General features: G+C 27.3%; 13 protein-coding genes and 1 other RNA gene. 7 read left to right on the top strand and 7 right to left on the bottom strand.

The window, feature by feature from the left end; genetic code table 11:
- Window positions 1–2: 2 nt before the first annotated feature.
- The 5 genes from acpS to lepA all read right to left on the bottom strand — a co-directional run bounded on the left by acpS (window position 3) and on the right by lepA (window position 5,382).
- A complete protein-coding gene (gene acpS, locus Bsans602_RS02795) occupies window positions 3–383 on the bottom strand; it encodes a holo-ACP synthase (protein WP_500837398.1) in 381 nt (126 codons plus the stop codon).
- Window positions 383–1,117: a pyridoxine 5'-phosphate synthase gene (pdxJ, locus tag Bsans602_RS02800; protein WP_500837006.1), complete on the bottom strand. Its 735-nt coding sequence runs from the start codon at window positions 1,115–1,117 to the stop codon at window positions 383–385. The genes acpS and pdxJ overlap by 1 nt, the downstream gene beginning before the upstream one ends.
- Before the next feature lie 617 nt (window positions 1,118–1,734).
- Window positions 1,735–2,418, bottom strand: a complete 684-nt coding sequence (gene rnc, locus Bsans602_RS02805) for a ribonuclease III (protein ID WP_500837007.1) — start codon at window positions 2,416–2,418, stop codon at window positions 1,735–1,737.
- Window positions 2,419–2,559: 141 nt separating this feature from the next.
- Window positions 2,560–3,561 carry a signal peptidase I gene (gene lepB, locus Bsans602_RS02810; protein ID WP_500837008.1) on the bottom strand — a complete coding sequence of 334 codons (1,002 nt, stop codon included), beginning with the start codon at window positions 3,559–3,561 and terminating at the stop codon, window positions 2,560–2,562.
- Between the two features lie 18 nt (window positions 3,562–3,579).
- On the bottom strand, window positions 3,580–5,382 hold the full coding sequence (lepA, locus tag Bsans602_RS02815; RefSeq protein WP_500837009.1) for a translation elongation factor 4: 1,803 nt from the start codon (window positions 5,380–5,382) through the stop codon (window positions 3,580–3,582).
- A gap of 374 nt (window positions 5,383–5,756) precedes the next feature.
- Between lepA and ung the strand changes: the two genes are divergently transcribed.
- Window positions 5,757–6,449, top strand: a complete 693-nt coding sequence (ung, locus tag Bsans602_RS02820) for a uracil-DNA glycosylase (RefSeq protein WP_500837010.1) — start codon at window positions 5,757–5,759, stop codon at window positions 6,447–6,449.
- A 308-nt stretch (window positions 6,450–6,757) separates the two neighbouring features.
- Here the strand turns inward: ung and grpE are convergent, their stop codons facing one another.
- Complete coding sequence (gene grpE, locus Bsans602_RS02825; protein WP_500837011.1) at window positions 6,758–7,351, bottom strand: nucleotide exchange factor GrpE; 594 nt, start codon at window positions 7,349–7,351, stop codon at window positions 6,758–6,760.
- Between the two features lie 129 nt (window positions 7,352–7,480).
- Here grpE and nadK point away from each other — a divergent pair, with 129 nt between their 5' ends.
- Window positions 7,481–8,374, top strand: coding sequence for an NAD(+) kinase (nadK, locus tag Bsans602_RS02830; RefSeq protein ID WP_500837012.1), 894 nt, complete (start codon window positions 7,481–7,483; stop codon window positions 8,372–8,374).
- A gap of 128 nt (window positions 8,375–8,502) precedes the next feature.
- Window positions 8,503–8,841 (top strand): outer membrane protein assembly factor BamE domain-containing protein, encoded by a 339-nt coding sequence (gene bamE / locus Bsans602_RS02835; RefSeq protein ID WP_500837013.1) that lies wholly within the window; start codon window positions 8,503–8,505, stop codon window positions 8,839–8,841.
- 123 nt (window positions 8,842–8,964) lie between these two features.
- On the opposite strand, the gene Bsans602_RS02840 is transcribed toward bamE, so the two are convergent.
- Window positions 8,965–9,399 (bottom strand): type II toxin-antitoxin system RatA family toxin, encoded by a 435-nt coding sequence (locus Bsans602_RS02840; RefSeq protein WP_500837014.1) that lies wholly within the window; start codon window positions 9,397–9,399, stop codon window positions 8,965–8,967.
- 166 nt (window positions 9,400–9,565) lie between these two features.
- Here Bsans602_RS02840 and smpB point away from each other — a divergent pair, with 166 nt between their 5' ends.
- From smpB to pssA, 4 genes are all read left to right on the top strand, one after another.
- Window positions 9,566–10,033, top strand: a complete 468-nt coding sequence (gene smpB, locus Bsans602_RS02845; protein ID WP_500837015.1) for an SsrA-binding protein SmpB — start codon at window positions 9,566–9,568, stop codon at window positions 10,031–10,033.
- A 54-nt stretch (window positions 10,034–10,087) separates the two neighbouring features.
- Window positions 10,088–10,486, top strand: a transfer-messenger RNA (tmRNA) gene (gene ssrA, locus Bsans602_RS02850).
- A gap of 361 nt (window positions 10,487–10,847) precedes the next feature.
- Window positions 10,848–11,177 carry a DMT family transporter gene (locus tag Bsans602_RS02855; RefSeq protein ID WP_500837016.1) on the top strand — a complete coding sequence of 110 codons (330 nt, stop codon included), beginning with the start codon at window positions 10,848–10,850 and terminating at the stop codon, window positions 11,175–11,177.
- A gap of 516 nt (window positions 11,178–11,693) precedes the next feature.
- Window positions 11,694–13,061, top strand: a complete 1,368-nt coding sequence (pssA, locus tag Bsans602_RS02860; protein ID WP_500837017.1) for a CDP-diacylglycerol--serine O-phosphatidyltransferase — start codon at window positions 11,694–11,696, stop codon at window positions 13,059–13,061.
- Window positions 13,062–13,144 lie beyond the last annotated feature (83 nt).

Here is a 13,144-nt window from a genome sequence, read left to right on the forward strand (position 1 = left end):
ATTTATCGTTCAAATACTACGAGCGCACATGCATATAAATTAGTATCAGATAAGGTAATATGCATTTTTTTTAATGATAATTTATTAGCTAATAGTGCAGCATATGAAAATAAATGCAACACTGGTTTTCCTAATTTATCGTTAAATATTTCAATTTGATTAAATGTTACTCCTTGATTGATTCCAGTGCCAAATGCCTTAGTTACTGCTTCTTTTGCCGCAAAACGTTTTGCTAAGAAATGTACAGGATGTTTTTTATTTTGATATAATTTCCATTCTGACTTGCTAAGTATGCGTTTAGCTAATTTATCCCCGCTATGTGTTATTATTTTTTTTATTTTGATAATATCGACGATATCTATACCAATTCCGTGAATCACTATTAACCTCTTTTTGATTTTTGTAATAATGTTTTCATATCTTTAATGGCTTGAGATAATCCACAGAACATTGATCGGCTAATAATAGAATGTCCTATATTTAATTCTTGTATCCCTGGTAACGTGGCGATAGGTAGTACATTGTGATAATCAAGACCATGCCCAGCATTTACTTTTAAACCGCTATCTACAGCGTATTGTACGCTTTTTTTAATGCGTTTATACTCTATATTTTGGGTTGTTTGATCTATAGCATGAGAATACATGCCAGTATGTATTTCTATATAGGGTACTCCTATATTATATGCAGCATTAATTTGTTGTTCATCAGGATCGATAAATAGTGAAACTCTAATTCCAGAGTCAATAAGCTTAAATACTATATCCTGTAATTTATTTGATTTGTTAATTACATCTAAACCACCTTCAGTTGTTAGTTCTTGACGTCTTTCAGGAACTAAGCAACAATAATGTGGTTTTAATATGCATGCAATATTAATCATTTCATCTGTTGCTGCTATCTCTAAGTTCATAGTCGTTTGTATAGTTTTACGTAACATTTCGACATCGCGGTCTGTAATATGGCGACGATCTTCTCTTAAATGTACAGTAATACCATCTGCTCCTGATTGTTCTGCAATAAATGCAGCATGTATAGGATCGGGGTATGTGGTATTTCTTGCATTGCGTAATGTTGCAATATGATCAATATTTACTCCTAATAATAAATTAGACATATGTACATACTCTCAAGTTTAGTATTTGCATTCTTACTCAGTACGTACAAACGGTTGCGTATATTGAGTAAGAATGCAATGTATTTATAAATTGATTTATTTGAGTATAAATATAATATATAACAATCGTTATTTTCAAGATTTATAAATTTTATATTGAGTAATTAATTATTAAATTATTTGTAGAATTTATTATTATTATTATGATTTGTAATCATGTTTATCGTTTTTAAAAATTTTTTAGATATGGGATATCTGCATACTACTATAAATATTATAGTGTCGCCTAATTTAGAAAGATATTATTATCCTCGTAAAGGGATAAAGTGATGTGGTATGCTTAAAGATAATAATAATTAGGTAGTTTTTTCTGCACGCGTATGACTAAACGTCATTGATCATCATGTGTGTTGTTGTATATAATAAAATTTTTAAATCCTAGTAAGTTTATAAATCAAAGTGGTATTGGATAATTATGTGCGTAGTGAAATGATTCATACAGTATTTTTAAAATTTGCAATATATTTATTTTTTGGGAATTTATATATTTATTTGTTGATTACATTTATTAGTATTAGCTCATTATACGTATCCAAATATATTATAGTAGTTTTGATTTATTTATTTTCATTATTGTATTCTAATATTTCTAAAGCTTTTTCTGCTGCGTCTTGTTCAGCTCGACGTCGGCTAGACCCAGATCCGATGACCGGTTGTGTTAATTCTTCAATTTGACAATTTATGGTAAAAATTTGATTGTGTGCCTCTCCAACTATTTGATGAACCCAATATATGGGTAATGGTAAACGACGATGTTGTAAATATTCTTGAAGACGAGTTTTTGGATCTTTTTGTTTATCACAGGGATTCATTTGATCTAAACGTACTTGGTACCAGTTAATAATCAATACTTCAATAGTTTGTATATTACTATCTAAAAATATACCACCTATTATTGCTTCTACTGTATTAGCTAAAATAGATGCACGGTGGTATCCGCCGTTTTTTAGTTCACCTTGGCCTAATTGTAAATAATTTCCTAGGTTAAATTCTCGCGCTAATGTTGCTAGGGTATTTTCGCGTACTAAATTCGCACGCATTCTACTCATATCTCCTTCGCTAATATGAGGAAATTTATGATATAATACGTTAGTAATTACATAATTTAATATAGCATCTCCTAAAAACTCTAATCTTTCGTTATGTTGATTACTAGAGCTTCTATGAGTTAGTGCTTGTAATAATAAATTATATTGGGTAAAAATATAACCAAGTTTTTTTTGAAGTACATTAACTGACATATTGTTTACAGGTTATATATTACATGCTATGTATATAATATAATAAAAACTTTTATTGTTAATTTTTATTTATTTTCTTATCTTTCTAATAAGAGCAATATTTAACCTATCTAGTATTATTAGAAATAGATGATAGTAACCTTATTGTATTTTTCCTATTCTATTTACTTGTATGCTAATTGGCCATATTCCTTCTTCTTGTTTTTTTATATTCATATTCATCCAAATTATTGTTGCTTTTCCTATTATATTACGCTCAGGTACAAATCCCCAATAACGACTATCTGCGCTGTTATCTCTATTATCCCCCATCACAAAATACTCATCTGTAGGTACTAACCATTCAGATATTAGATGTTTTGTATGTTGATTATACGTTTTTATTAAGTTTTGATCACCAGGTGGTATCATTGTTAAAATATTATGTTCTATTCCGTTGAATGATTCTGTGGTCTGAATTAACCTAATACCATGTAAATGTTTTTTTTGTGGTTTTATTTTGATAAAAGAAGAACTGACCTTTCCATTTGCGTCATTGTTAAATATTTGAACAAAATTACTGGGAATAATGTTATTGTAAACAATTGGTAATGGTTGCATATATTTAATATCATCAATATAATTGGGATATATTATTAATTGCTTAGTAATAATATTATAAACGACTTTGTCTCCTGGTTCTCCGATTACTCGTTTAATATAGTTTAGCGTAGTATTTTTGGGATACTTAAATACTATTACGTCCCCACGTTTTGGATGTCCAGCGCCAATTAATGTTTTTTGAGTAATAGGATTTTTAATACCATATATGAATTTTTTTACTAAAATGAAATCTCCTATTAATAACGTTGGCATCATAGATCCAGATGGTATCCGGAATGGTTCAAAAATAAATGATCGTATTATAAACACTAATAATAATATTGGAAAAAGTGAGGATATAAATTCGGAGATTTGTGAACAGTATGAAATTATTAACGAATAAGTATTTTTTGATTGTTGATAAATATTATTTGATTTCTGAAGGAATATTTTTTTGTTCTGATGATGATTATGTATTATTGTATATAGTTGCTTAATTCCCCAGAAAATACCTGATATTCCCGTAATAATTACCAAGATTAAAGAAAATGTACTAATCATATAAATAAAATCCTTCAGTTATTTTTTATTGTTATTGACATCAAAAATTTCTAGAAACACAGTATGAGGTACATTAACGCTACCTAATTTTTTCATGCGTTTTTTTCCTTCTTTTTGATTACACAATAATTTTTTCTTTCGAGTTATATCACCTCCATGACATTTTTTTAGAACATTTTTTCGTAATTGTTTAATAGTGTTACGAGATATTATTTGTTTACCAATAGTTGCTTGAATAACAATTTCAAATTGTTGTCTTGGTATTAATTTTTGTAATTTTTTAACTAAAATATGTCCGCGATATATAGATGTTTTTTGGTGAGTGATTACTGATAATGCGTCGATACGTTTTTTGTTAATTAATATTTCTATACATACTATATTTGATATTTGGAAATGGCTGAATTTATATTCAAATGAGGCATATCCACGGGACACAGATTTTATTTGATCAAAAAAATCTAATATTATTTCAGACATAGGTAATTCGTAAATTATCATGATCTGATTATCATGATATTTCATGGAAATTTGAGTTCCTCTTTTTTTAGTGCATAGGGAAATAATTTCTCCAACATATTTTTTTGGAAATAATATATTACATAAAACAATAGGTTCACGTATTTCTTTAATTTTTGTTAAAGCCAGCAGTTTTGATGGGCTATCTATGTATATTATTTGATCATCAATAGTTAATATTTCATAAATTACCATTGGAGCTGTAATAATTAGATTAAGCGAATATTCACGTTTTAATCTTTCTTGTACAATTTCCATATGTAATAATCCAAGGAATCCACAGCGAAAACCCAAACCTAAAAATTCTGATCTTTCTGGTTCATAAAATAAAGACGCATCGTTTAAGCTAAGTTTAAATAAAGCATCATGAAAAATTTTTTGATTTTTAGAGTCTACGGGGAATAGTCCTGCATAAACGTACGGTTGTAGTTTTTTGAAGCTATGGCATGCATTGTTTGCGGGGCGAGTTGATAGCGTTAAAGTATCTCCTACAGGAGTGCGTATAATTTTTTTGTTAGCGCAAACTACCCAACCTACTTCCCCGCAATGTAATATTTCACGTCTTACTTGTTTTGGAGTAAAAATACCCATTTGATCAACAGTGTATTTTTGTCCCGTATTCATGGATTGTAATATATCGCCTTTGTTTAATTTTCCGTTTTTAATGCATATTAATGACACAATACCTAAATATTGATTAAACCAGGAATCAATAATTAGTGCTTGTAGAGGAGCATGTGAGTCACCTGGAGGATGTGGAATATCACAAATCAAACGTTCTAGTAATTTTGGGATGCCATAGCCAGTTTTAGCTGAACATTTTATTGCATTATCTGCATCAACACCGATAATATCTTTAATTTCTTGAGATACTCGAGTAGGATCTGCTGTTGACAAATCGATTTTATTTAATGCTATAATGACCTTTAAATTCATTTCTGTAGCAATTTGATAATTAGCTACAGTTTGAGCTTCAACTCCTTGTGTAACATCTACTACTAATAGAGCGCCCTCACACGCTGCTAGTGATCGAGATACTTCATAAGAAAAATCAACGTGTCCGGGAGTATCGATAAGATTTAATTGATAAGATTGGCCATGTTTAGATGTATAATTTAGCGTTACGTTTTGTGATTTTATTGTAATGCCACGTTCTCGCTCTAATTCCATAGAATCTAATACCTGAGGTGTCATTTCACGCGCGTTTAATCCTCCACAAGTTTGAATAAATCGATCGGCTAATGTTGATTTTCCATGATCAATGTGTGCAATAATGGAAAAATTACGTATATATTCTATCATGATTAATATTAGTTTTGTATAAAACTATAAGTTTAATTGGGTATTTAATTATAATTAATTAGTGTACAATAAGATGTTTTGAATAGATACGAAGTAATTATAGAACAGATCAATGATTTTTGAAAAATATATTAACTAAATAATTTATAATCTGACATATAATATTAATTGTATTATATGTTTAGATATCAATAATTTGATTCTTTTAAAGTTATGTATCATACTACGGTGTTAATGTTATTTATTAAAATCTTTATAATATTGGTAATGTATTGATTATATATAAAAATTTATATTTATTTAATATTATTAGTTTTATTAATGAATAATATTGAAGTTTTAAATAAAAATTATTCAGATAGTGTTATAATGTAATGAATGGATTGAATTGGCGATATTTTTTATCAGAAGAAAAAAAATTATCATATTTTAAAAATATATTACTTGCTTTGGAAGAACAAAAAAAACAGGGAATTGTTTATTATCCAAAAGAAAAAGATATTTTTAATGCGTTTCGTTTTACTAGTTTTGAATCTGTTAGAGTTGTTATTATAGGGCAAGATCCTTATCATGGACCGGGTCAAGCCCATGGACTTGCTTTTTCTGTATTACCTGGTGTTTTGATACCTCCTTCTTTAAGGAATATTTATCAAGAACTAGCGTCTGATATACCAAATTTTGTTGTACCTAGTCATGGTTGTTTACAAAGCTGGGCGAATGAAGGGGTATTATTACTAAATAGTATTTTGACTGTTGAAGAAGGAAAAAGTTATTCCCACGCTAATATTGGATGGGAATTATTTACAGATAAAGTAATACGTATACTTAATATTTATAAAGAAAAAATTATATTTATGTTATGGGGGCGATATGCTCAAAAAAAAGGAAATATCATTAGTCAAAAAAAACATCATATTTTAACCGCATCGCATCCTTCACCTATGTCAGCTCAACATGGATTTTTAGGATGCCGACATTTTTCTAAAACTAATATTTTTTTAATGCAACAAGATAAACAGGCTATTGACTGGCAACCTAAAATAATTGATTGCATTAAGAAGATTTAATACAAATTAAAACTCTTTTCAAGAGTATGTAGATGTTATAATCGTACGGTGTTATACTATATAGCATCAATTTTAATTTTTATTTCATGTTTTAAATATTTTCTTGTTTTAATTAAAAAATAATTTTTGAGTGATAGCCCACTACATACCTGCAAAAGATTATGTGATATGAATAATCTATAACCGATATTTTATTGCTAATTAAATATAATAATCACTATAATTATAGTAGTTTTTATTTAATAATAACTATGCAGAAGATATGTAATTGTTTCTAGTGTATTAGGTGTTTCTTTACATGCATAATATTAACATTTAGCTTTTGAGACTGTAACCATAGCAGGTCGGATTAGTCTACCATTAAGAATGTATCCCTTTTGAATAATTGTTAATACTTGATTTGGTTTTTGATCTTCGGATTCTATCATAGATATTGCTTGATGCATTTCAGGATTAAATGGGACATGGATTTCGTGTATAGATTTTAATCCAAATTTGCATACAGTATCTAAAAATGATTTTAATGTTAGTTCAATTCCCTCTATTATGGCAGATAATGAAGTGTTGGAATGATCCGAAGAAATATTCAATGTACGTTCTAAATTATCAATGACTGGTAATAATTCAAATATGAATCGTTCCAATCCAAATTTATGAATTTTTTCTATTTCTTGCGCATTACGTCGACGAATATTTTCTATTTCAGCTGTTAAACGTAGTTTTATATCACGTTCGTGTTCTTTAAGTTGAGCTAATTTAATTTTCAGTTTAATAATTTGATCATTTTTTGGATCAATAATATTATCTGCTGTAGAATTAGATTTTAATAGTTCTTCTTTTTCTACTTTTTTATTCTGTGACATATGTTCGTTAATATTGTTTTTTATATTGTTGTCTATCATGAGTTTTGTCCTCTGTTTATTAATTATATATTTTATAATTCAGTTATTATAAGGATGAATAACAGGTATTCAAGACATCATTTGTGATGAATAAAAATTACAACAAAAACAGAAAGGATTCATAATAACATGACTTCTTCTATTTTTAGTACCATTGGTATTATAGGATATTCTCGTTATCCACAAGCTATACATACATATGATATTTTATATCGTTGGCTGTATAATAAAGGGATTACGGTAATTATTGAACATCACGCGGCTAGTTTATTAAATATACAAAAATCAGTTGTAGGTGATTTGCATGATATAGGAAATTATGCAGATTTGGCTATAGTTATAGGTGGAGATGGCAATATGCTAAGGGCCGCTAATATTTTAGCGCAGTATGATATTAAAGTTATTGGTATTAATCGTGGAACTCTTGGATTTCTTACTGATTTAGATCCTAGTTCAGCATTAATGGAATTATCCGATCTTTTATCTGGTCATTTTATTAATGAAAAGCGTTTTTTATTAGATGTAACGGTACAACGTTGTAGTAATATTACTAGATTAGGCAGTGCTATTAATGAAGTTATTTTACATACAAATACAATTAGACGTATGATTGAGTTTGAATTATATATCGATAATAATTTTGTTTTTTCCCAGAGATCTGATGGGTTAATTGTTTCTACTCCAACTGGATCGACTGCATATTCTTTATCTGCTGGAGGGCCCATTCTTAGTCCTGTGGTAGATGCTATTGTATTAGTGCCAATATGTCCTCATACTTTATCGTCTCGTCCGGTTGTGATTAATAGTAAAAGTATTATTTGTTTAAAATTTTCGAAAGTTACGTCTGAATTAAAAATTGGTTGTGATAATCAAATTCCTATTTTTATATGTAAAGAAGAAGAGATTTTTATTCAACGTAGTAACTATTATCTTGATTTAATTCATCCTAGTAACTATAACTATTTTAAAACATTGAATATTAAGCTTGGTTGGTCAAAAAATATTTCTGAAACAGAAAAGTAGTGATAATTGATAATTTTATTGTTAACTTCTATTATGAATGGTGTCAATGTAATTAAATAATAACTAGGTGGAATATTTATTTTTATGTTGAATAATTTTAACTACAGAATAAATTGAATAAGAGAATTATGTGTTTAAAGGTGTTTAATATTATACTCAATACCATTATTGGTATTGCAATGATGGTATTGAGTATAAGATGCTCAATGCTACAGTATACGCCTAAATATTTTGATGTAAAGCAAGGTAGTTATTTGTCTCAATGTGATATAGACAAAATTTGTCTTGGTATGACAAAATTAGATATATCTTCTAGTATGGGAGCCCCAACGTTGCAAGGTTTCTTAGAACCAAATATATGGTATTATATTTTTTATCATCGTATCGGCGATAAAATAATAAACCATCAAATTTTGACATTAAAGTTTGATATAAATGGTGTGTTAATAAATATTAGTAAGAAGTAGTAGTTTAAAATTAATAATTTTATTATTAATTTTTAGTGAAGTTTTACGATTTTTCTTATCAAAATAAGTATTGAAATTAGTAAATATAAATATGAATATTTTTATTGTACGTTATGAAATACATCATATACCGTACATTTTATTAGCTCTAGAAACAAATGATTTAATTATACTTTTATACTTTTTTTTAAAAATATGATTGAAAAATTTTTCAATAAATATAGATTTAAATTCATAATAAGAAATATATTCAATGCTACTAATAGTAGAAGTAATAGGAACAAATCTCCAGTAACCGTAAAATGATTTAAATGGTCCTTTTACTAAAAGGATGATGATACTCTTATTTTTTATAAAAAAATTATGCGTTATCAGCGACTTAATCATTCCATTCGTAACTAAATTTAGTTCAGCAATTAATTCGTTATCTTTTTGCTCTAAAATTTTACTTACGTTACACCCGGGAATAAATTGAGTATAAGAATTAATATCGTTTACTAAATGAAACATTTGTTCCACGCTATAAGGAACTGAAGTAAAATATTTAACATGATACATATTTATTTTATTTGTTTATTTTTAATCATTTTTATTTTTGTAAATATATTAATTTATGTAAATATAAAACGATTATACATTATATATGTAATATATAATATTAGTAATATTTTTGTTTTTAAATAATAAAAAGATTAAAAGTAATGTCTTTTATGAAGATTATGGTATGAAGCAATTAATTTTAAAAAAAATTACACAAAATAGGCATGCATATTATGAATATTTTATTGAAAAAAAAATTGAAGCTGGAATTGTATTGTTAGGGTGGGAAGTAAAATCTGCGCGTTCTAATATGGTAACTATTGATAATAGCTATGTATCTTTTGATAATAAAGAAGCATATATCCATAACTCTATATTCCAAACAAATGTAACTCAATTTTATAATGACATTTATAATTCAGCTCGTATACGTAAGTTATTATTAAAAAAAAATGAATTATTATTTTTGATGGAAATGGTTAAACAAAGAGGTTATACTGTAATCGCTTTAGATTTATATTGGAGGAGTGCTTGGATTAAGATAAATATTGGGATTGCCAAAGGTAAGAAAAAATATGATAAAAGAGATGTAATAAATGCGCATAAATGGAAGAAAGAAAAAATACATATTTTAAAGTATATAAATAAATAATGTTTTGTGTATATATTCTTTTGTGTTACAATCATCCCTGTTTAAAGGATGATAGGGGCTGATTTAGGAATCGACGGAATATCTTATATTTAAAGTGCATGCCGAGGTGAGGTAGGCCTCGTAAAACAGCCTCAAAAAAATAACTGCAAATAGTAGATGTAGTGAATCTGTTGCTTTAGCAGCTTAAATCAGATTAATACCCTGAAGGTTCCCTCTCACATTTAGTATTTACTCTTGAATATTAAAAAGGAAGTTAAATGAGAGGTCATATAAATAAGAGTGCGCGTGAATGCTTGCTTTTGGCGTGACGTTAAGTATTATAAAAGCTAGTGGGTTTAGTGATTGGTCTTAATATATCTAAATCGATTAAATACAATTTGAGACCTAAGCATGTAGGTGACTGAGAATAATTAGAATTTCTGGACGCGGGTTCGAATCCCGCCAGCTCCACCAAAAATTTAAGATTCAGAAAAGGTGAATTAAAAAATACGATTAAATATAATTAAGTGGTCGCGGATAATTGATTGTGTATGGGTAGAGTATGATAAATAGTTAGTCGGATTTTGTTTTATGCTAAGATTGGTTAGAGTAGAAGTGGTGTAAATAAAGTGATGTTATTATTATAATAAAAATTTTTAGAGTCGTTTTATCTGTATTTATTTATCAGATATACAGAATCGCTTTCTTACTGTATCATTCAAAAATTTTATCTAATAAGATAATGCTTGTTTTCTTGTTTGAAGTTTTATGTGTTAATAACAAGAATATCTATTGATTAAGATTAAATTAATAAGAATTTTTTATAAAAAATTATATGGATTATTTATATTTATTTTTTGCTATTCTTTCAGAGGTTGTTGCTACTGCTTCTTTAAAAGCGTCTGAGGGATTTAGTAAACTGTATCCTTCTATTGTGGTAGTGATTGGTTATGTACTTTCCTTTATATTGTTATCTTTAGTATTACAAACAATACCGATGGGTATTGCGTATTCTTGTTGGGCTGGTCTTGGAATTATATTTATTACTGTAGTAGGATATTTGTTTTATGATCAGAAGTTAGATAGTTTGGCTATTATTGGCATTACTTTTATTGTTATTGGTGTCGTATTGATTAATGTATTTTCTAGAACGATAAAACATTAATTATATATAATAAGTGTTTATATAAAGGTAACTGTTTATTGTTAAAAATTATATTTATTTATTTATTATTATTTTTAATATAAATAATTTTAATGTTTATTGAGAATAATATTTTGTTAGTTTTAGAGTATGTTTTGTTTATTTTAAGAATCGAGTAACTTTATTGATATTTATTGTAATTTTATAAAATTTATAGTTATTTTATTTATAGGAATATTATTGTTATTTTAAAATTTGATTTTTATAAGATTATTATATTTATTTTTATGGGTCGTATATATATACATATGATATAATATTAGTAGTTAGGTACAATGTAATTTTTATTATAATTTTAATGATTGTTTAAAATTTTTTACTTTAAAAGAGATAAAATTTTGTAGGAATTTATTATACGTATATGTAATATTGATTTATTTGTGTTCCATAATTATATGGGTTTATATTGTTAATTATTTTTTGAGTATTGATTGTACAGAGTAATATGAAAATATTTTTTGTTCGTTATTATAAAAGATGAAATTTAATATTTTAAGTAAGTTTGATGATCATAAAAAATTTCTTATAGAGTTACCTAAAATTGTTCAGAGAATGGATTATTTTAAGATTTTATACAGTCCTAAAGAATTTAGTAATGAATTATTATACGCTATTTCTAGAGCATGTAATCATATTTGTTTAGTAACACTTTATCTAGAGGATGATCAAGGTGGTAAAAAGATAGTTGATGCTTTATTTCGAGTTAAGCAAATACGTCCAAAAATAAAAATTAGAATTTTGGTGGATTGGCATCGCGCTAAGAGAAGTCGTATTGGTTCAGCTAAAAAATATACCAATATTGATTGGTATATGGATCTTGTAAGTAAGTGTCCTAATACTGAGATTTCGATATATGGAATACCAATTAATGTAAGTGAGGTATTAGGGGTATTGCATTTGAAAGGATTTATTATTGATGATCAAATATTATATAGCGGAGCTAGTTTAAGTGACGAGTATTTACATGTTAATACTAAGTATCGATATGATCGATATCATATAATACGGAATCGTCAATTATCGAATATAATGTTAGATTATATTGATAAAGAATTATTATCTTCAAGGGTAATTAATAAATTGGGGTATGAAGGTTCTTTTAGTAAATTAAATAAGTATAGGAAAAATGATATTCGTTTGTTGCGTCGTAATTTAAGAAGAGTGTGTTATTCTTATCAAGGTAATGCAACGTTTAATGAATTAGCAATAGCTCCGTTAGTTGGTTTAGGTAAAAATAGTGAGCTTAATCAGGCGATTTATCATTTAATTTGTTCATCAAAGGATAAAATTATATTATGTACACCATATTTTAATATGCCGAGTGTATTATTAAATACTTTGGTTTATTTATTACATAAAGGAAGGAGTATAGAGATTATTGTAGGAGATAAGATTGCTAATGATTTTTATATTCCTTCTAATAAACCATTTACGTTGATTAGTGTTTTACCGTATTTGTATGAATTAAATTTGCGTTGTTTTTTAAAAAAGTTGCAATGTTATGTTGATAACAAACAGTTGATAGTGCGAATGTGGAGAGAAGGTAACAATGGATATCATGTTAAAGGAATTTGGGTAGATGATGAATGGCAGTTACTTACTGGAAACAACTTAAATCCCAGATCTTTGAGATTTGATTTAGAAAATGCCTTGCTTGTACATGATCCGTGTAAGGTACTGTTAAATCAAAATAATAAGGAATTGAATACTATTCGTACGCATACTAGATCAATTATGCATTATACGTCGTTGCAACACATATCAAACTATCCCGTGAAAGTAGGACAGTTTCTGCACAAAATTCACAAATTTAGGTTCGATCGGTTGATCAACCGCATTTTGTAGAAATAAAATTTTTACGTTGTTTTATTCTTTCCTTTTTATAAAAGGTACAGTTTTTCTTGTTATAAGAAGTCTCAGGTATTGCG

Source organism: Candidatus Blochmannia sansabeanus (nom. nud.) (assembly GCF_059935345.1).

Excerpts from the sequence above, each read along its gene's own strand:
- rnc (WP_500837007.1), bottom strand. The coding sequence starts at position 2,418 with ATGTCAGTTAATGTACTTCAAAAAAAACTTGGTTATATTTTTACCCAA.
- ung (WP_500837010.1), top strand. The coding sequence starts at position 5,757 with ATGAATGGATTGAATTGGCGATATTTTTTATCAGAAGAAAAAAAATTA.
- bamE (WP_500837013.1), top strand. The coding sequence starts at position 8,503 with ATGTGTTTAAAGGTGTTTAATATTATACTCAATACCATTATTGGTATT.
- nadK (WP_500837012.1), top strand. The coding sequence starts at position 7,481 with ATGACTTCTTCTATTTTTAGTACCATTGGTATTATAGGATATTCTCGT.
- Bsans602_RS02840 (WP_500837014.1), bottom strand. The coding sequence starts at position 9,399 with ATGTATCATGTTAAATATTTTACTTCAGTTCCTTATAGCGTGGAACAA.
- grpE (WP_500837011.1), bottom strand. The coding sequence starts at position 7,351 with ATGATAGACAACAATATAAAAAACAATATTAACGAACATATGTCACAG.
- pssA (WP_500837017.1), top strand. The coding sequence starts at position 11,694 with ATGAAATTTAATATTTTAAGTAAGTTTGATGATCATAAAAAATTTCTT.
- pdxJ (WP_500837006.1), bottom strand. The coding sequence starts at position 1,117 with ATGTCTAATTTATTATTAGGAGTAAATATTGATCATATTGCAACATTA.
- lepA (WP_500837009.1), bottom strand. The coding sequence starts at position 5,382 with ATGATAGAATATATACGTAATTTTTCCATTATTGCACACATTGATCAT.
- Bsans602_RS02855 (WP_500837016.1), top strand. The coding sequence starts at position 10,848 with ATGGATTATTTATATTTATTTTTTGCTATTCTTTCAGAGGTTGTTGCT.
- smpB (WP_500837015.1), top strand. The coding sequence starts at position 9,566 with ATGAAGCAATTAATTTTAAAAAAAATTACACAAAATAGGCATGCATAT.
- lepB (WP_500837008.1), bottom strand. The coding sequence starts at position 3,561 with ATGATTAGTACATTTTCTTTAATCTTGGTAATTATTACGGGAATATCA.